The organism is Pseudomonas sp. 10S5 (assembly GCF_035019745.1).
Classification (GTDB): Bacteria; Pseudomonadota; Gammaproteobacteria; order Pseudomonadales; family Pseudomonadaceae; genus Aquipseudomonas.
Genome location: NZ_JASJVL010000021.1, coordinates 18,346 through 42,266, shown reverse-complemented (window position 1 = coordinate 42,266; position 23,921 = coordinate 18,346). Strand labels below are relative to the sequence as shown.

Annotated in this window: 27 protein-coding genes; 10 read left to right on the top strand and 17 right to left on the bottom strand. The window is 52.7% G+C overall.

Annotated elements, in window-relative coordinates:
- Nucleotides 1–46: 46 nt before the first annotated feature.
- The 7 genes from QN378_RS20030 to QN378_RS20000 all read right to left on the bottom strand — a co-directional run bounded on the left by QN378_RS20030 (nt 47) and on the right by QN378_RS20000 (nt 7,011).
- On the bottom strand, nt 47–1,594 hold the full coding sequence (locus QN378_RS20030; RefSeq protein WP_322207096.1) for a GspE/PulE family protein: 1,548 nt from the start codon (nt 1,592–1,594) through the stop codon (nt 47–49).
- 99 nt (nt 1,595–1,693) lie between these two features.
- Nucleotides 1,694–2,266 carry a type IV pilus biogenesis protein PilP gene (gene pilP, locus QN378_RS20025; RefSeq protein WP_322207044.1) on the bottom strand — a complete coding sequence of 191 codons (573 nt, stop codon included), beginning with the start codon at nt 2,264–2,266 and terminating at the stop codon, nt 1,694–1,696.
- Entirely contained in the window at nt 2,256–3,581 is a 1,326-nt protein-coding gene (gene pilO2, locus QN378_RS20020; protein WP_322207045.1) for a type 4b pilus protein PilO2, read from the bottom strand. The genes pilP and pilO2 overlap by 11 nt, the downstream gene beginning before the upstream one ends.
- A gap of 2 nt (nt 3,582–3,583) precedes the next feature.
- Nucleotides 3,584–5,326, bottom strand: coding sequence for a PilN family type IVB pilus formation outer membrane protein (locus QN378_RS20015; RefSeq protein WP_322207046.1), 1,743 nt, complete (start codon nt 5,324–5,326; stop codon nt 3,584–3,586).
- Nucleotides 5,323–5,673 (bottom strand): TcpQ domain-containing protein, encoded by a 351-nt coding sequence (locus tag QN378_RS20010; protein WP_323551126.1) that lies wholly within the window; start codon nt 5,671–5,673, stop codon nt 5,323–5,325. Before QN378_RS20010 ends, QN378_RS20015 begins: the two co-directional genes overlap by 4 nt.
- A gap of 500 nt (nt 5,674–6,173) precedes the next feature.
- A complete protein-coding gene (locus QN378_RS20005; protein ID WP_322207048.1) occupies nt 6,174–6,392 on the bottom strand; it encodes a hypothetical protein in 219 nt (72 codons plus the stop codon).
- An 85-nt stretch (nt 6,393–6,477) separates the two neighbouring features.
- Nucleotides 6,478–7,011: a transcription termination/antitermination NusG family protein gene (locus QN378_RS20000; RefSeq protein WP_323551125.1), complete on the bottom strand. Its 534-nt coding sequence runs from the start codon at nt 7,009–7,011 to the stop codon at nt 6,478–6,480.
- A gap of 259 nt (nt 7,012–7,270) precedes the next feature.
- Here QN378_RS20000 and QN378_RS19995 point away from each other — a divergent pair, with 259 nt between their 5' ends.
- Together QN378_RS19995 and QN378_RS19990 are read left to right on the top strand one after the other, a co-directional pair.
- Entirely contained in the window at nt 7,271–7,618 is a 348-nt protein-coding gene (locus QN378_RS19995) for a helix-turn-helix transcriptional regulator (RefSeq protein ID WP_322207050.1), read from the top strand.
- 125 nt (nt 7,619–7,743) lie between these two features.
- Complete coding sequence (locus tag QN378_RS19990; RefSeq protein WP_323551124.1) at nt 7,744–8,202, top strand: DUF6392 family protein; 459 nt, start codon at nt 7,744–7,746, stop codon at nt 8,200–8,202.
- 116 nt (nt 8,203–8,318) lie between these two features.
- On the opposite strand, the gene traI is transcribed toward QN378_RS19990, so the two are convergent.
- On the bottom strand, nt 8,319–10,268 hold the full coding sequence (gene traI / locus QN378_RS19985) for a TraI/MobA(P) family conjugative relaxase (RefSeq protein WP_323570712.1): 1,950 nt from the start codon (nt 10,266–10,268) through the stop codon (nt 8,319–8,321).
- Between the two features lie 18 nt (nt 10,269–10,286).
- A complete protein-coding gene (gene mobA / locus QN378_RS19980) occupies nt 10,287–10,619 on the bottom strand; it encodes a plasmid mobilization protein MobA (RefSeq protein WP_322207052.1) in 333 nt (110 codons plus the stop codon).
- A gap of 251 nt (nt 10,620–10,870) precedes the next feature.
- On the opposite strand from mobA, the gene QN378_RS19975 reads away from it, so the two are divergent.
- Nucleotides 10,871–11,152: a mobilization protein gene (locus QN378_RS19975; RefSeq protein WP_322207053.1), complete on the top strand. Its 282-nt coding sequence runs from the start codon at nt 10,871–10,873 to the stop codon at nt 11,150–11,152.
- 525 nt (nt 11,153–11,677) lie between these two features.
- Here the strand turns inward: QN378_RS19975 and QN378_RS19970 are convergent.
- From QN378_RS19970 to QN378_RS19950, 5 genes are all read right to left on the bottom strand, one after another.
- The gene (locus QN378_RS19970) at nt 11,678–12,514 is read right to left on the bottom strand and encodes a DUF932 domain-containing protein (RefSeq protein ID WP_323567447.1); all 837 of its coding nucleotides are present in this window, start codon (nt 12,512–12,514) and stop codon (nt 11,678–11,680) included.
- 53 nt (nt 12,515–12,567) lie between these two features.
- Nucleotides 12,568–12,735, bottom strand: coding sequence for a hypothetical protein (locus tag QN378_RS19965; RefSeq protein ID WP_322207055.1), 168 nt, complete (start codon nt 12,733–12,735; stop codon nt 12,568–12,570).
- A gap of 195 nt (nt 12,736–12,930) precedes the next feature.
- On the bottom strand, nt 12,931–13,455 hold the full coding sequence (locus QN378_RS19960) for a hypothetical protein (RefSeq protein WP_323551074.1): 525 nt from the start codon (nt 13,453–13,455) through the stop codon (nt 12,931–12,933).
- A 541-nt stretch (nt 13,456–13,996) separates the two neighbouring features.
- Nucleotides 13,997–14,473: a TrfB-related DNA-binding protein gene (locus tag QN378_RS19955; RefSeq protein WP_322207057.1), complete on the bottom strand. Its 477-nt coding sequence runs from the start codon at nt 14,471–14,473 to the stop codon at nt 13,997–13,999.
- Nucleotides 14,474–14,690: 217 nt separating this feature from the next.
- Complete coding sequence (locus QN378_RS19950) at nt 14,691–16,670, bottom strand: ParB/RepB/Spo0J family partition protein (RefSeq protein WP_323551073.1); 1,980 nt, start codon at nt 16,668–16,670, stop codon at nt 14,691–14,693.
- Nucleotides 16,671–16,902: 232 nt separating this feature from the next.
- On the opposite strand from QN378_RS19950, the gene QN378_RS19945 reads away from it, so the two are divergent.
- The 3 genes from QN378_RS19945 to QN378_RS19935 all read left to right on the top strand — a co-directional run bounded on the left by QN378_RS19945 (nt 16,903) and on the right by QN378_RS19935 (nt 17,719).
- Nucleotides 16,903–17,097, top strand: coding sequence for a hypothetical protein (locus tag QN378_RS19945; protein WP_322207059.1), 195 nt, complete (start codon nt 16,903–16,905; stop codon nt 17,095–17,097).
- A 115-nt stretch (nt 17,098–17,212) separates the two neighbouring features.
- The gene (locus QN378_RS19940; protein WP_322207060.1) at nt 17,213–17,374 is read left to right on the top strand and encodes a hypothetical protein; all 162 of its coding nucleotides are present in this window, start codon (nt 17,213–17,215) and stop codon (nt 17,372–17,374) included.
- A 48-nt stretch (nt 17,375–17,422) separates the two neighbouring features.
- Complete coding sequence (locus tag QN378_RS19935; RefSeq protein ID WP_322207061.1) at nt 17,423–17,719, top strand: XRE family transcriptional regulator; 297 nt, start codon at nt 17,423–17,425, stop codon at nt 17,717–17,719.
- Between the two features lie 294 nt (nt 17,720–18,013).
- On the opposite strand, the gene QN378_RS19930 is transcribed toward QN378_RS19935, so the two are convergent.
- Nucleotides 18,014–18,658 carry an SOS response-associated peptidase gene (locus QN378_RS19930; RefSeq protein WP_323551072.1) on the bottom strand — a complete coding sequence of 215 codons (645 nt, stop codon included), beginning with the start codon at nt 18,656–18,658 and terminating at the stop codon, nt 18,014–18,016.
- Between the two features lie 139 nt (nt 18,659–18,797).
- On the opposite strand from QN378_RS19930, the gene QN378_RS19925 reads away from it, so the two are divergent.
- Together QN378_RS19925 and umuC are read left to right on the top strand one after the other, a co-directional pair.
- Nucleotides 18,798–19,223, top strand: a complete 426-nt coding sequence (locus QN378_RS19925) for a S24 family peptidase (RefSeq protein ID WP_323551071.1) — start codon at nt 18,798–18,800, stop codon at nt 19,221–19,223.
- Nucleotides 19,216–20,490 carry a translesion error-prone DNA polymerase V subunit UmuC gene (gene umuC, locus QN378_RS19920; protein ID WP_323551070.1) on the top strand — a complete coding sequence of 425 codons (1,275 nt, stop codon included), beginning with the start codon at nt 19,216–19,218 and terminating at the stop codon, nt 20,488–20,490. Before QN378_RS19925 ends, umuC begins: the two co-directional genes overlap by 8 nt.
- Before the next feature lie 226 nt (nt 20,491–20,716).
- Here the strand turns inward: umuC and QN378_RS19915 are convergent, their stop codons facing one another.
- Nucleotides 20,717–21,055: a stability/partitioning determinant gene (locus tag QN378_RS19915; RefSeq protein ID WP_322207065.1), complete on the bottom strand. Its 339-nt coding sequence runs from the start codon at nt 21,053–21,055 to the stop codon at nt 20,717–20,719.
- Nucleotides 21,055–21,747, bottom strand: coding sequence for a ParA family protein (locus QN378_RS19910; protein WP_322207066.1), 693 nt, complete (start codon nt 21,745–21,747; stop codon nt 21,055–21,057). Before QN378_RS19910 ends, QN378_RS19915 begins: the two co-directional genes overlap by 1 nt.
- A 713-nt stretch (nt 21,748–22,460) precedes the next feature.
- Between QN378_RS19910 and QN378_RS19905 the strand changes: the two genes are divergently transcribed.
- Nucleotides 22,461–22,955: an N-acetyltransferase gene (locus QN378_RS19905; protein ID WP_323551098.1), complete on the top strand. Its 495-nt coding sequence runs from the start codon at nt 22,461–22,463 to the stop codon at nt 22,953–22,955.
- Entirely contained in the window at nt 22,952–23,908 is a 957-nt protein-coding gene (locus tag QN378_RS19900) for a tyrosine-type recombinase/integrase (RefSeq protein WP_323551097.1), read from the top strand. The genes QN378_RS19905 and QN378_RS19900 overlap by 4 nt, the downstream gene beginning before the upstream one ends.
- The last annotated feature ends 13 nt before the right edge of the window (nt 23,909–23,921 follow it).

Below are 23,921 nucleotides of genomic sequence, written 5' to 3'. Positions count from 1 at the left end.
TAAATGGTGCAACCACTTTCCTACCGACTTTTTGCTATGCCAGTTTTCACGAAGTGCATGCCGGAACTTCTTCAACATGATTCTGCTCCAGAATGTAGTGGTCGAAGTCCAGTGGACCTACGATGGTCTCTGCCATTCGTGGATCAATAATTCCCGCACGGACCTTCATAATGGTGTGAGCTGTCTTAGTAATGCCCCCCATGTGCTTGACCCAATAATTTCGGGCTTCGCTAGCACTCTGTTTGAAAACCTTCATAAATCCGTGAGTTGTCACTAGAACTTCAGCTACAGCCGTTCGGGTTGTAACCCCCAGCATTTCGCAGTGGTTGCAGCCATCCCCTAAGAGATTCGCGTCGTCAATTTTCAATAGCGCCAATCGATCAACCAAATCGACATCGAGCTCACTAAGATGGTCCTTGGCCGGTTTCCGACAATGCTCACAAAGGACAGGTATAAGCGATTGGTTCACTATTCCGGTCAATAGAGCCGGGTCTGTGATAAGACTGATATCCATGCCCATATCGACCAAACGCTGAAGCGACGCGATTGCGTTGTTCGTGTGCAGCGTTGAAAGCACCAAGTGCCCTGTCAGTCCGCCTGTGAATACGGCGATGCACGAAGCCAGGTCTCGAACTTCGCCGTACATAAGAATGTCTGGATCCAAACGCATGGAATTTGCGATGGCCTCTTCCCAGGTTTCATCGCCGCCTTTAGGTGACTGGTTAGCCAACAATGGATATTCAGGCGGGTCTTCGACAGTCAGGATGTGCCGCGTTCCCTTTGTATCCCTTGCAACTGAATTGATATTGATTTGTAAGGTCTTCGACTTACCAGAACCTGTCGGACCAGTGATGAAGGTGACGCCGTAGGGCAGGCGACATAGACGCCGGATCTGCCCAACTTGTACCGACAAAAAACCTAACTCCTCCATTGTTTGCTTTGTCTCATCATCCGACAGCAGTCGAAGGACCATTAAAGGCCCGTCTACCAGTGGCCGAGTTGCTACCCGGGCGCCGAACAAGCTCAGTTGATCAACAAACTTACGGCTGACCCGCGCGTCTTGACGGATCTCAGGCTGATAATGGTCTTTCGATACATCGCACATGCTGTTGTAGAGCGAGGAGCACAATTCGCGCCCTTTAGAACTGGGGATTTCACCGGCCTGGGTAAGCATCCCATGCAGCCGGAAGAAAATACGCGTGATGTCGTGGCCAACCACAAAATGGATGTCGCTGGCACCCGCTTTGTGAGCGCGACCCATCAGGGCAATCACTTCTTGCTGTCGTTGGGTGGTAGCTGATACGGAGGATGGAGAGTCATCAGTTCGGGAATGAGCTTGATAGATCGCTTGAATCTCGCTCATGGTTGCCGGCTTGATTTCAAAAGCTACGTCAGCCCGCTCAAGGCGGTCCTGAAACGCCATAACATGGTGGTCCATCAGATGTTGTGAGGACACATAGAGGTATCCATCATCAGTTAGAGCACAAAGTTGCCGTAGTGCCGGCTTGGCTTCCCACTGTTCTCCAACAGCGGTTAGTACACGCCCAATGTTGCTAGCAAGCGTTACCACCAGCTCCTGATTAGCAGGTGGCATGTCCGGCCCTAGCAATGTCATGTGCTGGGCCTCATTGCTACTGGCGTCATGATCAGGATTGATCGGGGGTTGCGACAGGGTGCTCATGGTAAATACTCCTCAAGGCTGCTCAGGCAAGGTGGTAGAGGCCGGCATCCCCATCGGCATTGGCGTACCAGGTAACCCAGCGAACCCTGTAACAGGCATGCGACTTGAAACGTCTGCAGATCTATTCACGGGCGCTGTTGAAGAGAATCCCAAGGGATATCGCTTGCCGGAACGGGTTAGAACAACGTCATCCATGCTGATGGACTCGACCTTGTATCCGCCCGGAAGCTCTCGGCCACCAGCCTGTGCCTCGATCTCGAACCCGCCGCTGTAAAGCAGCGTGGCACGCAAACTCTGGCTTGAGCCGTAGACCAATTTGACTACCGGCAGCGACTCGGTATTACTGGATACGGGCTGGATGGGCTGATACCCATAGGGGGATGGTTGTAACGTTCTCGGCTCCTCACCAGCGATCGCTCGCTGTGCTTTCGCTCGCTCACCCTGCGCCCTGTACAGATACGTTTCGCTCTGCACTGCTGAAAGCTCACCCACGCTAATACCCACTGTGCTTTCGTCTGCGAGACCTAGCCGGGGTAAACCAGCGATGGCCAGCAACACTGGCAGGAACAAATATTCATTTCGCATAAAGGTCTCCAGTCACTGACCAGGTCAGTTGGTCGGTCTTCAGTTCGGTAGTGATTTCGCGCAATCGAAAGCCTGTGTTAGGCACATTGCGCAGCTCGATCGCCGGCGGCACCGAGCTGCTGTACTTCAATTCAAAGTGCTTCCAGTCCGGTGGAGGGGCTGGAGGCCGGGTAGCACCACCGGGCAGGTTTGCGGGAGGTGGAACGGCCACTGGTATTTCCGTGAGCGTCGGCGCCAGAGCTTGGCCATGTAACCAGGACGTCAAACGCGGCAGTGCTTCACTCGTTTGGAGTAATGGTTCATCACCCGCGAGTTTCAGCTTGAGACTGATCTTCAATGCTGCACTGTTGCCATGGTCGAAGATGGCCGGCTCATCCGAAAAGTGACCTCGCGTTGCATTGATCAACCCGCTGGCCGTGCTATTGCCTGTGCGCTTAAAGGAAGCAGATACAAGGGCCCCATCGCACACGGCTGCCGAGAACACCCACCCTGAAATACTCAAAGGAATACGGTCAATTGCCCCGTTGCAGCCCGCGATGAAGTCAGCGACGTCGGGATGCTTTGCCCACGGATGTTCCAGTGCTTGCATCGTTTGCTGCTGGTTAGAGCGCGCATTCAGTGCGTCCAGTTCGGCTTGGCGCTGCATAGCAGCGACTCTGGCCTGACGTACCGTATAGCTGTTCCATTGTTGCCATCCGATCAGAGCACCAATGACCAAAGCGCCGACTAACGAGACTCGTGTTAGCTCGCTTTTAGACAGCCCGAAGGTGAGTGGACGTAACCGATATTCTCGACGCAAATTCTGCGGGTGAAGTAATGGCCCGACATCGAGACTGTCACCTCCCCGCTCGAATTCTTTGGGCAGGTAGATGTCCTTAAATGCTATCGAGCTGCTAAGCATCTGGGCGACTTTGCGCTGAGTTTCCTCAGCGGTACCGACCTGATCACAAGCAGGAAGAACGGCGCCTTGATCCACTGCGACTAAAGCGTATCGATCTTCATTCGGGGAGACTCGCCAAGCGGCGATCCATGAATCGCCCAACTGACCGGCCAATGACGCGGCGAGTGAGTACATACCTTTCACTGCGCCATCATTGTGAGCGACAAATCCGGCTTGAATGATGGTCTTAGCGGGCCGGATAGCCACGATATCCATCATTTCTTTACGACCGAACTGGCGAGCCTCACGCATATAGCCCGTAAGGCTGTCCAGCGGGTGCCAAAGCAACCCGGTGACAAACGAATTGCCGTGATACGTCAGTATTTGGACCTTTGCTTGCTTGGTGGGCTTGGTGGATATCGCCTTAATAGCCATGGCTATGCAGTCCGACCGAAGATTTCGTCATCCCCGGCCTGGCCTAGCAAGATCGGAGTGATGAGAACAACCAGCACACTGTGCGTCGATGTTCGGACTTGAGAACCACCCAACCCCATGAATCCAGGACTGCCCACACCACTTTTGTTAGCGTCTTCGCTCATCTCATCGAAGCCTGACAGAATCAGCGTCTGCCCGCTGCGCAGCTTGACCTTGGGACTCAGACCTTTGGTGTCGTAATCGGCGGTCTGCGCACTGGATCCGCCGCTGGTAAATGTTGTAAAGGTTGGCTTCGAACTCATGTTGATCGAAATCATCACTAAGAGATCATCGTTCGCGATGATCCGAGGCAGCAGGGTCATGTTGAAACCAGAGGTGATCGTTCCGGCATTCAGAGCTGTACTCGTGCCGACTGAAGCCGTGCTGCTAGTTGAACTCGAAGGGATGTAGCCTTTCACGTTCCCGATCTGAATCGGTGCCGGCTGCAAGTTGAGGGTTGTCACCGATGGCGAGCGCACATCCGATACACGCCCTTGTTCGGCCAGCGCTTTAATAATTGCTGTTGAACCAGCCCACGGGGAATTGGCTGAGTCGACGATACCAATCGACCCGGCGACGGCATTGGTGCTGATGCCAGCAGCGGTATTGGTGAGAGAAAAACCAAAATTGCCGGACAAGGATTTATAGACCGCTTGCCAGTTCAGACCTAACTGGTCTGTATCGGTCAGCGTGACCTCAAACACCTTCACGTTGAAAAGAACCTGCCGAGTGATTTCAGCGTTCGTCTTGTTTAGGTATGCCTCAACCCGAGCCAACACTTCAGGCCGGTCTGTGACCGTGAGTGTGCCGGTTGAGGGAGCCATATAAAGCCGACCGGGGGGCGACTGGCTCAGCATCGATTGCACGTTGTTCTGGATGTCGGAGAGGATCGAGGTGTTGAGCGTTACCTTAGTGCTTTGATTGCTGCCCGATTCACCGCTAGCGCCCGAAGCTGCGCTGGATCCACCGTTGGTCCCAGCACCGGACCCCGTGGTGGTAGTCATGCCAGACTTCACAACGGTTTCAATTTCCTGCTTATCGCCGAAGGCGTACACATCGAAAACTTTCGTGTCGAAGTAGTTCACACGCACTGCGCGCTCTGCTTGAGAGTAGTACCAAGACAGGCCGAGTCGAGAGGTCACCAGGTCCAGCAGGGCCGAAATGCGGCCATTGAACTTGATACCGTTGACGACACTTGGCGCGGCGAATCCGGCAGTGCCTATTCCCACGCCTTGCCTTGGCCCTTGGGTCGGACCAGATGGGAATAACCCTGCAAGGCTTTCCGGATTTGCCAATGCAGGCCCCTGCGCGATTTGACTCCCCCCGCTAGCAAGGACGCTCAGCCCTGGGTTGATTGCTTCAGGTGAAACCAGTACCGGCACGCCGCACTCGTTGGTAATGAACTGCGCCACGTCGGTGATGGTGATGCTACCGGTAGGACGGTAAGTCTTTTCACAGTCAAGTGCCGTAGGCAGGCCGCGCTTTGCAGCTACAGGCTGGGTAGATACCCAAGGCTTGTCACTGAAAATCACCGTTGCACGCTTTGGCTCTGGCCTTTGGTTACGGGCGTTTGCAGCATATTGGGCTGCATCGGCGCCCTCTTTCTCTGCGCGTGCAGCCGATTCGTTTACTCGCTGCAGCGTGCAACTGGTGCACACCAGCAGCGCGATGGTTATGCAATTCAACTTGAAGAACGATTTCATCATTTCTTCCTCTCAGATACGTAAAGGATCCCCTGACTCGAATTGCCATCAACGACGAAGCTGCGTTTGGCGCTGTCGTAAAGAGGGAACATCTGGCCTATCGCGTCTTGGAATGTGCCTTTGAAGCTCAAGGGCGCTTCGATTGGGTAGTCCAGATCCTCCTGATTCCATATCAGTTGCACGCTCGCTCGCTGGCACCACTTGGTAACTGTCTGGTGTAGCGTGGTACCCACAGGTGCAGACCAAGTAGGTAGCGGCGGAGGCGCTGGAGCCAAGCTCGGAGCAGGAACCACTGCGAATGGCCCGACGAAGGGCGCCGGCGTCGGTACGATTAGCTTTGCAGCGGGCATCGTGGATCCAACAACGGTGACGGGCTGGATTGGGGTTGCTGAAAAGTCTTTGCTCGGTGCCGCGGTTGGGGCCGTGGCCACCTTAGACGGCGTGGCGATCAGGACAGTCGGCTTGCTCGACAGTGATGGGCTCGCCGCAGCGGCAACAGCAGCTGGAACCAGAGCAGGTGCTAGGGTTGTCGCTCGTACTGTGGATTTAGTCGACGTAGCCATTGTCGTCATCGGTGCTACAGACTTGGCTCCCGGATCGGCGGCTGAATACTTAACGCTTGCAGGAGCTGCTGGTAGAGCTGGGCTGGTTTGATACAGCCGGCGCTGGGCCAGACTGATAGCGGTCGCGCTTTGCGCAATCTGCTCATCCACCCAACCTTCCGCTGGTATCTGAGCCGTTTTTGGCGCGACGGTACAACCGGAAAGTGATGCAACTAAAGCCGTTAAAATAAAGGGGGTTCGCATAATTGCCTCGCAGCTGGACTATGGCGTGGTGGACCGGACAAAACTCATGTAGGAATTTTCATTTCCTCAATCAGCCGCTCTCCAGCCGCCTCCGCATAGTTTGTAATCAAATAACGATTTAGCTGTGCGGGCGTAATTTGCTTGCCGCCTTTGTGGCTAATATCGATAGCTTTATCGCAAAGCTCTTTGTATCCATCGGTCCCCACATAAACCACTTTCGTCGTATTACCACCCTGAAAGCTTCGAACCTTATCTCTCTTCATATTTTCTCCAGACAAATGCAAACACACCGCGATGCGCATGCATGCAGTGTGTTTAAAAGTATTTTTTTGGGGCTAAATCAGTTTGTTACCAGAGCAATTCGTTGACCTGTGGCTTCTCGATAACCGAACCGATGCGCGAGTACGGTTGGCTCCCCATATGGATGAGCACTGAGTCATTTTGCAGCAAAGCAAAAAGCGCGGTCTGACGCTCAAGCTTTGATTTCATCAGTGCAATTACTGACAAGGTTCTTAAGACGTTGGGGGAGACATTACGACATTCAAGGCTAGTAACCTTTTGGTCGACCTGCAGCAGCAGGGATTCCCTCAATGCTTCAATCAGCGAGTTAGATACGCTGCAGATCTCGCCGCCGAACCGGACAAATTCTTTTACGCCTGGAATGTCGGAGATCTTGGAAGGATGCACATGCTCAGGATCGAGCCGGACAAAAAGGTAACCAGGAAAAAGCTGTGTTTCCATGTATCGAACGGCATTGCAGTCCCGCCGTTTTTTTACTTCGATCTTGGTAGGGGCAAAAACCTCCACCCCCAACAGTTTTATCTTTTCTGTAACCATCTGAAAAGCATGAAAATTATGTGTGATCAAGTGCCATCGAAACATCCCTATACCCCTGTTTGCGGACACGCGCCGCCACAAACGCGCCGTAGCCCATTCCCTTTCAGCGACCCTCCACAGAGGATCTAGCCCGTCGTGTTGACGGCGGCTGATTATATGTACAGTGTTAAAAATCGCAATGGCACACCGCCATTATTGATTCTATGCACATTCAACAAAGTTATCAATCACATATGCATATTATGCAATTTTGCACTTTTAAATTGAGCAAGACTCCCGAAACTGACTCATTTCAGGCGGGAAAATGACTTCTCCGATTCGATCGCTCATCGGTTCAAGGATCAGATCACACCGTAAAGCGAAGCACATCACACAGGCGAGGCTGGCCGAAGCGCTCGACTGTGAAGTCACCACCGTCGGCCGCTATGAACGGGGCGATTTTTCTCCCGATGGGGAGCAATTGGTCAAACTAGCGATTTTCTTCGGTGTTTCCCCTCTCGACTTCCTTCCTACGGAAGTAGAAGCCCGGTGGCAGGCAATCAGCGAGCTACGTTCGGTTCTGATCGACCTCATCTACCGGATTGATGATCCTACCGATTTACAGCACCTGATCGTTCAAGCACGCCGCCCAAAAAAGGCTAACCTTCGTTAGCTATTACAAGGTCATGTAGGTCTGGTAAAAAACGCGACTTCACGGCATCTTATCGGCCCCCCGCGTGCGCGAGGGGCGCATGGGGGATTATCAACAGGTCTGAGGCGCAGATGAACTCCGTAAATATGGAACGTTTAATCAAGAACCTGGGCTGTACGTACGACGCTCTAATTGCTAACAAAGTAATAGATTACCATCCACTAAGAGATATGTATGAAGATGGTGAATCATTAGAGATCGAGCCGGTTCCAGGGATTGAGTTGATATTCTGGCCCGAAACCTTACGTTTCGAGGTTATATACATAACATTAAAAGATGAGCAAACTACTAATCTGCTGCCGATATATGGAGGTGAATTACCAGAACCTTTTAAATCTGTCACTGATCAAAAAGAGGTCCAAAAAGCATTCGGCGAACCTATGTTTTCTAAAGGGGCAATTGCACTTAGAGGCACAGGCTTGAGCGGATGGGACACCTATCAGCTTGATTCAAACTTGCATCCGGCCGCAATGGTGGAATTTCAATACGTGAAGAATATGAAAATTAGCAAACTATTGTTTTCGGTGATCGACAAGAACGTATAACTAGCCCCTCACATCGAGGGGTTACACTGGTAGAACGTCTTGCCAGTTTCAGCTGTCACCGTGTTTTAGTAACCGGCTAACGTTCTCCAGTGCCACACATGTAGCCACGAGGCTATTCACAGCCTCGGTGACCACACTGGAGGAGATTCTTCATCCTCATCGCATTGGGTAACATTGTCCACCCGAGAATCGGATGCGTGCTCATCCTGGTAACGCGAGTCCGGGCCAGTTGCGTACGTTTCAAAGTACGCATACCGCGCTTGTTGCTCAGAATTGGTGACCGGGAAATGACTCACACTGTATTCATGATTGAACCTATATCCGGCCACCAGCACTTGGTCGACGAATTGAGCGTCACCCAAAACCTCAACGCGCTCACCACTTTTCGTACTAACAATGCCCGCGGCCATTTTGTAGTTGGCCACCTCGTCATGATCCTCAAAGCCAGGCTTGATTTCGATCTGATCACCATGATCCACAACACCAACACGACCATATCGAAGGTACTCGATCGTGCCGTCACGGCGTAGCTGCGAAGCATGGCTACTCGAATCAAATAGTGGAGAGTCGTCAGCCGCCGCGCACAGGATGATTCGATCCTTAATCTTATCGGCAATGCTCTCTTTGCGTTTCTCACGGTAAGCCCAACCACGCAGTTGACTGACCGCTGCCAAGTCACCGCTCAGGGCTTCCTGCTCAACCCATACACGATAAGTAAGCGGTCGATAGATCCCTTTATCAGATAGATCCTGGCGTTCTTTACGGATCTGAATACGCAGTTCAGCCATGGCTTTCATGCGGTCGAACTCGGCTACGCGATACATCAGCTTTCGCAACAACGGATCGTTATACGACCGCTTAACGCTTGCCTTCATGGCTTGGTAACGCATGGCGATTTGCCGCTGGCGGGCAGGCACATTCAAATCCGGTTTTACCCAGGCATTACGGTTGACCTGGTAACGAGCTTTTAATGCCTCCCGCGCCTCAGCCCGCTCTTCTCGCCGCTCATCTCGTACTGCCTTATCTCTCAACTGTAACGTCGGTTTGTACGTTTCAAAAATGCCATACCGGGCCTCGAATGGGTCCGATGTTTCAAACAGTGGTGGAGCTTGGTACTCACCATATAGAGGTGCAAGCCGCGATTTCGTTAGCGAAGGATGGACGGACGAAGCTTTGACGGGAGGGGCTTGCGGGCGGATGAAATCGTACACCACAAGCCCTTGACCTTGCTCGCGTATCCCTAAGCCATTCTTGTGCAGCAGCCGATGCAGAGAGGCCCAGTTTGTAGTCTCCTTATCAAGAGCTTGGTCTAGTTCAGAACGCACAGTTCTTTCGGCGTAATGAAAGAGACTTTCCTTATCAGAAAATGTCTGTGCCTTTGCAGCACCTTGGGGGGCAGGCTGAAAACGAAACGGCGCGGGGACCAACGTGTTTTGCGCACTCCATTCCCAACTACCGTTGTCTTGTTCAAAGCCATAACGTCGCTCAAGAACGCGGCAGCATTTCTGCAGTTTCTCCGCATCGTTCCACATATTGGCGGCTTTATAGGTCAGGGGACTGACACGATTCACAGCGACATGACAGTGAGTATTATCAGTGTCCTGGTGGATCGCAGTGACGTATTGATGCCCTTCCAAACCCAAGGCATTCAAGCAGTGCTGCGCAGACTCGAAAATCTTCGCATCGGTCGGTACCTCATGTTCACGCCATGACAGGATGAAATGGTAAACGGCGTCAGTACAGCGCCGGTTTTGAGCTGCAACCATGTTCATTTCCGCAGCCGCTGTCTCCCATGAAAAGCAGTTGGTTTCGCAAGCGACTTCCCCAACCAACACACGTTGGCGGCCGTCCTCAAACTCATCTGTTACGCGTACTCCCCCCTCTTCATCACCACTCCGATCAATATAATCAACGAGGCGATCAAACACCGCCTGGCTCGACTGTGATGCCGGCGCTTTGGGATCGTCAAACACGACACCATCGCTGGCCGGTTTGCGATCGCGCTCACTTATGTAGCTCACCAACTTCATAAAGCTGGTGGCACCATCGCGGCGTTTAGGAGGGATGATTACGTTAACTTTTAGCTACTCCCCAACCGGTACTGCTTGTAGATCCAATTCAAGAACCGCTTTCTTCAACGACACCAGGACTTGGGAAAATTGCTTGCTCAATTCTGTGGTCATGTCCGATTGCATCTGATTGTAAAGATGTTTTTGAAGACCACCTAGTCGCAGCAATTCACCCATCAAACGCGTGTCGGTCCGCGTCATGATTTTTCGATTGAGCGCAGATCGCCGCAAAAGATCGGACGTCGATATGCCTGCCGCCCGGGCTTTATCGGTGATTTTTTTTGCTTCATCTTCCGTGCAGCGGAGCCGTAGGACGATCTCCCTCAGACGCTTTTCGCTTTTCGACATAACGGCTTCCAACTATCAACGGGGTATCGGGGCGCAGCCCTGATCAGGGTTTTGTAGAGACCGACTGCGTGCAGGCGGTAGCTACAAAACATTTCCTGTCCGAAAGTATAATCGTTATCTAACGCGATGTCACCGGCGCTACTAAGCGTCGCCGAATCAAAAGCGGCGTCAGGATTGGGGGGGTGTCAGAGTGCGCGAGCTTCAGCTACCATCCTTTTAAATCAACGACGGCATCGAATGGAAAACCAGACATGGCCAAAACACAGACATTCACGCAGAACCAACTCGAAAGCGCAAAACATGCGATGGCTCAGTTACCCGATCTCCGAAAAAACAAAATCACAACATCGGAACTGCTTGAGTCGTTGAGGGATCAAATTGTGGTGTTGGCTAACAGCAAAGGTTACTCGCCAGCCGATATAAAATCGGCGCTGGGAACAATCAACGTGGTGGTGTCATTGAGAGCAATCACCGAACTGCTCAGTAATCAGAAAAAACCTCGTACTTTACGCAAAGCTGCAAATAATGCTTAGTGGCCTAAAGGCCACCGCTAACACCTCCTTGTTGGTGATTATCGAACGATTTCACTGCCACAGATTTTAAACGGGGGCGTTCGTACCTGGTCAATCACAGGCGGTGACTAAACCCTCAGCAACCCAACTGGCCTACGCCCTGCCTCTGTCAACGTCGCACAAACACATAACACACGAAGATCGGTAATTCTTAGGCGAAAAAAAACCCCGTAGAACGGGGTTATTTTCAAATGTCTTCTCTTACTGGGTATCATCACCGTCTAGATCTGACAGACTATCTTCAAGGTCAATATTCAGCGGGAGGTCATCGGAACCTATCACGACAAACGAACAAGCGCTATTTTGATCCCCTGCGGCAATATGCGATTGAAAATATAGCTCCGCTACCGCGCTTGCTGCGTCTCTATGATCACCGGAACATTCAATTTCTATGCTCTAAGCTATGGTGTAGTTTTTCAATTAATTCACTGAAAGTAGATTCACGTAACGGCTATGAACAGGGCGCATTAAACGCCCAATCCATTTTTATGCAGCGGTTCGATATCCACGCATTGCGTGTGCCAGCTTCCACAGAGCACGATTTAATTTTACATCCTGGTCAATCCCATTCACGGCTCGCGTCTTGGTCCGTCGACCTTTTTTGTTACGACCATCCAAGCCACCTTTGATGACGTTTTCTTGTACACGATTGAAAGTAGTCCATAAGTCATCTGAACGGTCTTCTCGACGACGCGGAAGAAGCAACTGTGAAGGTGTAATTGGTGCGGGGGTTTCAGCTGTATCGTAGCGATAAGTCAGTGCAGCATCTGCAAAAGCTAACTGTTCATAGTTACTTAGATGGTGCGACTTCATGTCGCCCAAGTGATGGTCGATTTGTTCGAACTGCTGCAAAACCTCATAGGCCCCTTCAATGACTTCATCGATTACCTCCCCTCGGCCGCTATGTCGTACTTTTTGATCCATCGCAAGATCGCCAAGTACCAGACCGTTCGCGCATACATAGCGAAACTTACCCGCAATCATCTGGTAGCTGCTGCTACCGTCATGGCTGTTCAGCAATATAATCTCGTTCGCTTCGTTGTTCCTGATGTTGCTGGCGTGGCGTAGGCGAAGCATGTGCTTTGTGTGTTCACGCTTTCCTTCGTTTCGGACACGAGTTTGGCAAGCCATGAATGGCTGGAAACCTTCGACGCGTAGTGCATCCAGTACCTTAACGGTTGGAATGTACAGGTAGCGCTCGGATCGGCTGTCATGTGCTTCTTCAGCAAAGATTGACGGTACCACTTGGGCGATTTCATCATTGGTCAATGGTGCATCGCTACGGATCATGCACGGGTTACGAAAGTTATTTGAAAAACGCATGAAATTTCCCCGTGAGAAGAAGCCCAGCCAGCTGGGCTCCTAGGTAAGTTGGATTAGCCAATGAACGTTGGAGTACGTGTGGGGCGCGTTGCCGTGATGACCTTGCCTACTTCTGCAATTTCAATACGTTTGCGCCAATAGGCTGGCACGCGTTCCAACTGTTCAAAATCAACAAACCTGAGGGCATTGCTCCGTGGAGTTTGGGAAGTATGAATAGACATGATGGATCTCCTGCAAGATTGGCCCGGAGCGATTGCCGTCGCTCGTTTCGGACATCGGCTCTAGTGTGTTGCCGATAGAGTTATTTTAATCTAAAAAAGATTTTACGTCAACACATGTAAACACATTTGTTCTGCCTTACGCGTAAAAAAACCCGCACTTGGCGGGCTTCTTCTCGGCCGATTTACGGCATTACGCTATATGACCTGCGTGGCCGCATCCTGAGTATTTACGTCGACGCCTATCTCCAAGTGCTTCGTGATGCTTAACGCACCTCGTACCCACGGTGAATTTAGTTCATCTCCATGATGCTCTATAACTTTGCGCACTTTGGCAATAATCTCATTGTGGGACATAGTGTAAATGTCTTCAAACTTCCAATAGGACGCCCCCACGCGTGAATAGATCGAAGTTACGCGCCCATTTGTACGCTCGCTCATCTTGAACGACTCAACATCACCGCCACGCACCCAACGAACAGGCGGGAGTACATTAAGCGCATAGTCAAAGTCTTCCACGTCGATCTGACGCGGCTCTGTCTTAGAACCGGCCTCAATCCGTGCCGTGGCGTCCTCATAAGTAGTTATAATTACGCCGGGACTGCGAGCTTGGACTTCATTTAAAGTGTGGCCCTGCAACTGGCTCACTGTGACACCATCTGCGCGCTCAACCGCAAAGTCGATTACCCATGGCTGGCCTGGAACATAGAACACTTTTTCCATTGTTTGAACTCCTGCAAAGTTAGTCCGGAGCGATTGCCGCCGCTCTTATCGGGCAACGGCGCCAGTGTGACGCCGCGCAGGTATTATCTATTTTGAAACATATAATGTCAATACATGTAAACACTATATGGCATCCGGTGACCATCTGTGACGCCGCTTTGCTTTTGCTGTTTCACGGCCACTGAAAAATGTTCGGACGGTTTTCACTAAAGCAGAGTGGAAAATGGCAAGTCAGAGGCGCACAGCGGCGCGTGAAGCTCTAATCGCCAAACGCCTATGCCTTTCAACGCCTCGACATTGGCGTCGCAACAGGGAAGAACTCAGGCGCTTAGAAAGCGGAGCGCGCAGCCCGGAACGGGCGAAGGCGTGAGGATCGAAACCCGCAGGGCCAAGTCCCCGCGCTTCTGGCCGGGGCTTGGTTCACGAGAGCCGCTTCGGCAGAGCCGAACACGCACAGCGGCAGATCTGAGAAACAGCCAAGCATAAGAAGACGTCAGAAAAAGCGATGATTTCCGTTATAACGACAACCTATCTAAAATGCCTAAGCCTGCGCGAGCGTGACATTGAACACTGCTGCATCCAACGGTTTGCCAGTGACCTGCACAGCTTTGAGTGATGCCGCTAGATTCTCGATCTGAGCAGCAACTTCAGCCGGGAACCATTCAGTCACCTGCCTCCAACCTTGCGGCAACGACTCCATGCGACGCCGGATTCGCACCATCAGCTGATTGACAGATTGCCGACTGAGGTTGGTGTCTAATGCGGCTTCGGTGATGCTTGCGCCCATCACCAGCACCAGGTGTGCTGCCTCAATTGACTTAGGGGAGTAGCCGCGGCGGTTATTCTTGACCTCAAGCTCCTGCATAAGTCGCTCAAACTCCACCGGACTCATTTCCCCGGTGCTTGGCGTAGCTCCGATCAAACGCATTAGCTGGGCGATTTCTGACGGCTGGAAAGTGTCCTTAATCTTGGTCGCCATCGCTAATAGCCGTTCTTCGTTCGTCTTAGTTGCCTTCATAGCATTTTTTTCCTTAACTCGCGACCTTGCACGAATGCTATCGTTTTCCACTGGTTGAACTATCGTTTGCTCGGCCTTGGAGCGTTCTATGAGGCAGTAGAGGCCATTTTACTGCCTCTACTGCCATAGCCATGCACGGGGCAAAGCTTGGTGTGTGTCTGACTTCTCCTAAGTTTGGATGCGGTAGGATCAGGGCCGCCCTGAACCTGCCGTTAGGTTAGGCGAAGCTAGCTATCCCCTTTTCGCCGGATTTCTTGGTCCCCTTTTTGGCTATCGGTTTGGCCTCAGCAGTACGGATAACCTTGGGAATCCAACCAGTTCCGGCGAGACGGGCCTCAGCTTCTTGTGCAAGAGCCCCTTTCTTCATTCCCATGAGCGCGTTCAGATCTTTATCACCTGCAATTTTTCCGGTTTCTGACAACGCTTGAATAATCAAATCCTTGGACACCCGGCCCAAATAGTTGCTTGTCGTCGGGCTAAAATGGTCGGCCATGTTGAAACCCAGCGCTTGCAGATACTTTTCTGAAAGCTTGCTTGGCTCGAATGCCAAGCTCACTGAGCGGGCCACCGCAAATGCTAGAAGCCTGTCTAGTTCGGCGCTGTTCATGACAGCCAACGCGTCCCATAACTCCCCGTGATCAACCGGCAATGCCTCGATCAGTTTCATACCGAGCGCTACAAATTCCGCTTCCCTCACCTGCCCCGCATCGTCAGTGATCGTGCAACCTGTGCGTGTGCCGTAACCAGTCCCGACACTCATGTCTGTAGGGGTTGCGCTCCAGTCAGATCGGCTATCTGTGACGAATTTGCAAGCAATCAGGATTTTGGCGGCATTAGCATTTGTGGTTGTGACGTACTGAGCTGCCAAGTTGCGATGTGCGAGCAGAGAACGGCGTAACGCGTCACTGATGGTATCTGCCTTGCGACCTACCGACTCTGTTTCTCGGCCTCCGGTCACTCGCTGCCCATCGCCTACGGCTTCCATAACATTGGCGCGATCAGCTGCGCGAACCATGCCGCGCTCGATGCGAAGGCTGCCGCGCTGGAAACTTACGACCACACCTGCATGCTCCATGACAGCAGAGGTAAAACCCGCTTTGGACTTATGGATTTTTTCAATCAGGTCTGACAGCTCATCGACACGATCGTCATGCGAGTGATAACGGCCCAGATCTTCCTCGGTCAACTCCATTCCATCCATGCTTTCAATAATGACCTGTACCTCTGCCAGTTCCCTTTCCAGCGTTGAAAGCTCTTGAGCCAACCCATCCGACAAATCTGTAAACGTGGTGGGTGCACGGCCTAGACGTTCAAATTGAGTCCAGTCAAATGCTGGCCAGACTTCAACCCAACCCCAACCCTCTGAACGGATCTCCTCGGCCTGCTCATGGAGCTTTCCATGAACCAATAAGTCCAGGAGCGCGCTGTCAGCTAAAATCAGGCCGTCCCCATCAACCGCAAAAAGATCACGCCGTACGATACCACCGGCCTTTTCATAGGCATCGACCCCACCAATAAACGGCACACGGTCGTCGTTGGAGGCGTCAACTTCTGTTGAGATGACTGCACGGCGTAGCGCGGCCGGATCTTTGTTCCAGTGCTGATCGCGAACTCGGTTCCATACTTCCGCTTGGAGGTCGTGGTTATCCGTGGAGCAGAGCGCAATCAACTGGTCTGTGGTCAACGCACCGGCACGGAAGTCGGCAATCAAAGCAGGAGCTGCTGCACGAAGCTTTAACCGGCGCTCGACCACCAACGGCGTAACACCAAAGCTATCCGCGATGCGGTCAATGGTCCAACCTTGCTCGGTCAATTCCTTGAATGCGTCAAACTCGTCAGCGGGGTGCATTGCCTCACGCTGGACGTTCTCGGTCAAGCTGGCCGAAGTCACAGCTTTGGCGTCGATCACTAAGCACGGAACCGGATAGTCGTCCTGAAAATCGCCGTTGGTGACTAGTAACCCGATAGCGTCAAAACGACGACCACCAGCTGCGACATCAAAGAACTCACCATCGGCATGTACAACCAGATTTTGCAAAAGGCCTTGGCCTGTCTGCAGATGGGTACTGCGGATAGAGGCAGCGAGAGTCGCAATCCCGGCCAGATAGTTGGCATTAGAACGGCCACTGCGGCGCACGTTGCCGGCACTACGGCGCAGTTGGCTGAATGGGATCACTAGGTTATAAGCATTGGACATGTAAAATACTCCTGCAAGTTTAAGAAGGTGGGAGCGGTTGCCGCCGCTGTAACCCCGCATCGACAGTTGCTGCGTCGATAGAGCCATTCTACGTAAGATTCACGAATATGTAAATACATGTAAACACAAAAAGCTATTTATATCGCTTGTTTTGTGACCCTAAAAGGGTCATTATACTACTCAAGGGGGACGCATCCAGCGCCGCCCGATACCCGAAAGGATGTGAAATGAAATGCTGCATGATGATCGCGAGTATCTGGAACTGGAAAAGCTTCAACTTGAAACCCGCAAGTTGACTGCTGAAACTCGTAAACTGCTAGCCGAAGAGAAGAAATTGAAACGCGAGTCTGTTTGGTATCCGTTTCTTGTAGGGGCGGCATTGATAACCGCAGGTAGCGCAATTATGAACCTGCTGTCTAAATCTTGAGTCACAGACCCCGAACACTCGGGGTCACCCCTTGAGTTTTGTTGGCCAGCAGTACACATTGTTTAATGATCGGGCTTGCAACAGGCCAGCCCGTCACCCCTTAAGAGGATGCGACATGGATACTAAAATCGACCGCGCATTAATGAGTCGTGAACGTGCTGACATTGATGCACGCCTGAGCGCAAAGGAATCTTTCGCTGCACGCATCGGCCTAATGCCATTTGCAGCCGGTGCGCTTGCTGCTCTGGCCGTCTTTATGCTGATCAGCCACATGTGACCTTTCTTTATCCAGCCCCCACAACCACAGGGGGCTTCTGGATTGCCTATGAAACGTATCGAACACTACGCGCCGCCATCCGCTGAGGATCTGGCACGTCTTAAAACCGCGCTGGGCTTCACAAGCATTCAAATGGCCGATCTGGCCGGACTGGCAAAAGGCTCGCAATGGCGCAAGTACACAGGCCGCACAGAAGACCGCACAATGGGCCTCCACATGCACTTCTACATGGCCGCGCTATTGACCCTTTCTGACGCCGATTTGGCCCGTATAGCCACGACAATGCGCGAACAGGGAGCAGCTGTAGAGTTGGGGCCACTGCCTGCCGGTCCACCTGACGCCTAACGAACGAAATGTTTCACCGCTGTGCTCGACCCGACGCTACCTGACGCCCAGCCCGATACGCCGGCAAACACAAGCTAGAAGCGATAACACACACTCCGATCATTGTAATTCCGCCTATCTGAGTTGTATCATCGCACCGCTATTTCCTGATCTCCTGCAAGGATGATGGAAGCAACAGGTCGAAAGCCTTGCCGGGTGATCGATCAAAAGAGAAACCCCCTACATCACGTTGGGGGTTTTTTTTGTCAAAATTTTTTCCGCTATTACAGAGTGAACACAATCGTTTGATTCTCATCACGCACGCTGAGTAACTGCCAGACGATCCGCAGGGTACTTCTGCATAAAATCGGCGCTCGCGCTGGCTGGAGCATTCAACCAATCGTTGTAAAGTCCCTTAGGTAGGATCACAACCATGCGTTTTTCATCGCTGGGCTTGTGGTAATTGCGCATGAATGCGTGATTGTCCGCGTTGACGGTGAGCATTGAGTAACTGTGAACGATTTCGCCTGAAGCGCTGTGCCAACGCTCCCAAATACCAGCGATCCCCATAAGTTCTGAGTCTGACCGGGTGATTCGAGTTGCAATGGCCGTACCCGTCCGCCAATCCGGTTCATAGATGGCCGCCGCTGGGATAATGCAGTGCTGAGCTCTTCGCCATGCATTCTTATATGAGGGTTTCTCCGCGACTGTTTCCGACCTGGCGTTATATGTACGTCGCGCAATTTTCGCATCTTTGCTCCAGCCCGGAATGAGCCCGAACGAGCCAAGTAGCATTTCCAGAATCGGACTGGCCTCATCCTGTGGATCTGTGTGTCCAGACCTCCGGATGAAAGGGCCAAAATAACCCGGCCAAAGGTCGAGCTTGCCTTGCTCATTAAATTCGATGCCGAACGTCAGGGCGAGCTGGCTTTGCGTCGGTGCTTCGTAGTGGCTGCACATCCCTTGATTCTCCGTCGTAATACGGCTTTTGCCTTTGGCATCTCGGCTATCCGCCGGTCTGTTGAGTGCACATAAAATTGACCACAGGCACAGAGCAAAGTTAACTGTATGTTTGTACAGTAATAGGAAGTCGTGTGTTATGAGCTTTTCCCTGCAGGGTCCGCTTGTCGAAGGCGGTGCGCTGGTGCCCTTTTGTTTATTCAAGATACCGGCCGGATTCCCGTCGCCGGCGGCCGATCATATCGAGCAACAAATCTCTCTGGATGAAGTGCTGAACATTCGTGCGCCTCATGTCTACCTCGCCTCGATCAGCGGGGACAGCATGCAGGGCGCAGGGATTTTTGACGGCGATTTGGCGGTGGTGGATCGCTCGATTGAGCCGGCACACGGCCATGTTGTGGTGGCCTTGCTCAATAATGAACCATTGTGCAAGCGCCTGTGCGTGCGCGGCCGTGAAGTCATCCTGCTCTCGGAAAATCCAAAATACCCACCTCGCTACATCCTTGAAGGTGATGAATTGACCATTTGGGGCATTGTCACCAGCACAGTGCGCAGTCATGTCTAAAAGTCCGGTTTTTGGGCTGGTCGACTGCAATGCTTTCTATGCCAGCTGTGAGCGCGTATTTCGACCGGACCTAGCCAAAGTACCGGTGGTGGTGCTGTCCAACAACGACGGCTGCGTAATTGCGCGCAGCTACGATGCCAAGCCATTCGTGAAAATGGGGGAGCCCTACTTCCAAATCAAAGACAAACTGCAGCAGCTGGGCATCGTGGCATTCTCATCAAACTATGCGCTGTATGGCGACATGAGCCAGCGCGTCATGAGCGTGATTGAATCTCTAGTACCGGCCGTCGAGGTCTACAGCATTGATGAAGCGTTTGCAGATTTGAGCGGCGTATCAAGGCCGGAAGCCTTGGGCCGACAAATTCGCTATCAGGTACTGCGCAGCACAGGGATTCCGGTCGGTGTCGGAATCGCGCGGACTAAGACCCTTGCCAAGCTGGCCAACCACACCGCCAAGCGATTGCAGGCGCAAACCGGAGGCGTCGTAGACATCTGCGAGCCCTTCAAACTTGATTGGGTGCTGCGCAACACTGATGTAGCGGAGGTTTGGGGGGTAGGCCGACGAATGAAAGCGCACCTTGACGAAATGGGCATTAAGACGGCCATGGATTTGGCCAAAGCCGATCCTTGGACGCTTCGCAAGAAATTCAGCGTTGTCATCGAAAAAACCTCCCGGGAATTGGCAGGCACCTCCTGCTTGGAGCTGGATGAGCCAGATCCGCCAAAACAGGAAATCTGTTGCAGTCGTATGTTTGGCAGACGCCTCCAGGAACTGCCGGCGATCAAAGAGGCGGTGGCCACCTACATGATGCGGGCGTCGGAAAAGCTCCGCGCCCAGCATTCGTTATGCAAGAAGATTCGGGTCAGCATCCGCACCGGGATGTTCAACGCCGAGGAAGCGCAGTACGCCAACGGCGTCGTGGTAGACCTGCCCTACCCTACTGACGACATTCGCGTGCTGACCCAGGCGGCGACAATTGCGGTTGAGCGCGTATTTCGCCCAGGTTTCAAGTACAGCAAGGCCGAAGTCATGCTGCTGAGCCTGTGCCAGCCAGGTGAATTCACCGAGAACCTGTTTGCTCCGTCCCAATCAGGTGAAGCTACCAAAGTGATGTCTGTGCTCGATGCGATCAACGGCAAGTGGGGCCGAGGCACGCTGCGCGTGGCCAGCGTGCCTGCCACCCCGGAATGGGGGATGCGTCGTAACCTGTTGAGCCAGAGCTACACAACCCGGCTGGATCAGCTGTGGCGTATCAACTGTCATTAGGATCACCGAGACCCCAGGACATGAATGTACTTTTGTAGTCATACCAAAACCCGTTTGCGGCGGGGCTGCATTTACAAGTAAAAGGCCCGTTTGGCGGGCCTTTTATGAAGTTGAGCTTTTAGCGACCTTCTACAATCGCGCCAGGAACGTTTTCTATGAGTCATTGATGCAATCTTATGCCTAGGCTTTTTGCGTGGATTACACGATCGTATAGAGCCTTTGGGGCTCACAACCCCTTACGCTCTAGCCGATCTGCTGCTTCAAGTGCATCCAGTGCAAGATCCATTAAATCGCCAAGTGTCTTAATTCCCCTACGCTCAGCCATTGAATAAAACCGCTCCTTACATTCTTCGGTCACTTTTATGTTGAACTGTGTTCTCGGCTCACTCGCGTTAAATCTGGAACGCTTAGCCGGTTTTGGTGCTGGTGCCTCACGCGACGGGAAATTGTTATCTTTGGATATCTTTTCGATAACTTCTTTATCCGCTGGCCTTTGGGATTCCGTTTTGGGTTGGAAATTACCTAGGTTGAGATTCGCGAATGGATCAACCGGTTTCTCAGTCATTATTCAACTTCCCCGGATGGCTGCAGTTTTGAAACAAGCTCGGCGGCAAAAGCGGACGCGTTGATTACGGCTTTATTGATGCCTGGTACTTCCGCCGGGTTCAATGTCTCCAGCGGCTGCTGGAAAGAAAACATCGCTTTGAATGCCTCTCGTTCGGTCATCACAGTTTCGAAAACCGGTATTTGCTTCTCTGAAAGGCTCCTACGCAGATTTGCCATGGTCCGGGTCTGATACGCAGGAGGCGTACGAGTTAGCAAAATTGAATATGGCAGCTTGTAACCAGGAACGTGCCTTCTCATTGCCAGCTCTTGATCATGGATCAATGAAACCGCCCTCCCTGCCTGCTCAGCGTCTAACAATGATCCTTGCATCGGTACAACTACAAAGTCAGCTTCCTGCAGCGCTAAAACTACGATTTTAGCTGCTGTGCCTTCCAGATCGATTATCACAAACGGGTCAGTCATGGCCGCTTCCCGGATCTTGCTGGCAATATTGTTCTCAGTAACCCCCGAGATGACCCGTAAATTAGACGGGCAGTTTCCTCCGGCTGCCCACTTAGCTATTGGATAGTTGGGGTCAGCATCAATGACTGTAACAGCGACGCCTCTAGCAGCTAGCTGTGTTGACAGAGCAAGGGCTGAAGTGGTTTTACCTACACCACCTTTTGGACTGATGAATGGAATGGTAGGCATTTTTGGATAACTCCAGATATCTTAAGATAGCGTAAGGTAGCTACCGATATCTATCTTACGCAGATATCCCGCAATATCAAGTGGTATCTGGAGATATCTAAAAGGTATCTTATAAGACGGCCGAAATAGATATCCGTCAGTATCATATGATATCTAATGCTACCAAGGGGGGGGATCGTTAGGTATCTTAGAGAGGTCATCGCTTAGCGTAAGCGATATACAGGTGACGTATCGTCGTTAGGGGAGGGCTTAAGTGGGTTACGGATAGACTATGAAACTGCCTGTCCCGAAAACTTCTGTACCGTTCGATCAACAGTATTGGAAGCCCAAGCTTAAACCCTGTTGGCTGTAACGTGCCTTGGGAGTCGACATGTCGTCACGCAGCGCCTCGATCAGCCCAACAATTCATATTCACCTTGGTCTGCTGCTCTGGCCGAGGTTACCCTTCACAACAGACCTTCATTGGTCAACCCAGAGTGACAGATTTAGGTGAGTGGCCAAACATCCTAGATACCTCCGTAATAATTAACCCAACGTTGATCAAACCGTGAACAAGTCTACAACTCCAGTCACTAAACGACAAAAGCAGGCCGAATGCCGGCAGCTTCGTTAATTGGTGATAAAATACGTTATCACCAATTTTCAGTAAGATAGGGCTTATGTCGCTTTTTGAGCCGATGCGGGATTTTTTCCATAGACGGGCGGCAAAAAAAATGAATGAAAGTGCTGCGGGTGTCCACTTGATTAAAGAGCAGGAGGAATCCACTCGCGGCTGTTTCGCTTTTCCCGGTACCGAGTTTATCGCCGGCATCGAGGTCAACGGCCAGCGCATGGGAAAGGTTGATTTCAGCATCAATCCGCTCAACGACCGGGTGTACATCTACGACCTGACTATTGAGGGCGACTACTGGCGTAGTGGCCTGGCGACGGCCACACTCTGGCGACTGTGGTGCGATCACCAGGTGCCCTTGGTACCTCTGCATGAAGTGGGAACCGCCGTGGGCTTCTGGAGTAAGGCGCGCAAGCGGTTTGCCGCTGCCGGCGTTGAAATCAAGCGCGATATCCGTACGGCTGACCACGAAGAAGAAAAACTGCGCTGGCAGCATTTGGTACCCGAATCGGAAGTTGAGCGCTCGGTTCGCGAATACTGGGCCTGGGTCGAATCTGAAAAAGCTCCCGGGCGCCCGGCCGGGCCGGGGATTCGATGAGCGATCTGATCACCACCGGCGCCAGTGAGCGGCGCCTGACCGCCGCCGAATTCCAGCAGCTGGCCAGCGTTCCAGCGGCGGCGGAGTGGTTCGCTAATATCGACAACCCGCGCACCCGCCGCGCCTATCAAATTGACCTGTCGGACTTCTGCAGTTTCGTTGGGATCACCGGCGCTGATGAATTTCGCGCCGTCACCCGGGCACACGTCCTGGCCTGGCGCGCGCAGTTGGAAACCCGGGGCCTGGCGGGAGCCACGATCCGGCGCAAACTGGCGGCGCTGGCCAGCCTGTTCGATCACCTGCTGGAAAACAATGCCGTCGCCGGTGGTAATCCCGTGCACGGGGTCAAACGGCCCAAGATCGAAACCAATGAAGGCAAGACCCCAGCACTCGGAGACCACCAAGCCAAGGCATTGCTCGACGCGCCAGATGCAAACACGCTGAAAGGGCTACGCGACCGGGCGATTCTCGCGGTGCTGCTGTACCACGGACTGCGCCGCGAAGAGGCCGCGCATTTGATGACCGGCGACCTGCAGGACCGCCGAGGCATCAAACACCTGCAGGTGAAAGGGAAGGGCGGCAAGACCCGCTATTTGCCGTTGCACCCGGTTGCGGCCGAGCGCATCCATGCGTATTTAGAGCGGGACAATCAACGCGATCCCGGCAATGGCCCGCTGTTCCGCTCAATCCGTGGCCGCACCACCGGTGCCGGCATCACCGCGAACGGCATCTACACGGTGGTGGCGCACTGGGCTAAGGCGGCGGGCATTCAGGTCGACGGCCTCGGCGTGCACGGGCTCAGGGCGACGGCCGCGACCAATGCCCTGGAGCATGACGCGGATATCGCCAAGGTCCAGGTGTGGTTGGGGCATGCCAATATCAGCACCACGCGCCTGTACGATCGGCGGGGTCAGCGGCCGGAGGATTCACCGACGTACAAGGTGAAGTACTGAAAAGCTGCAGCGG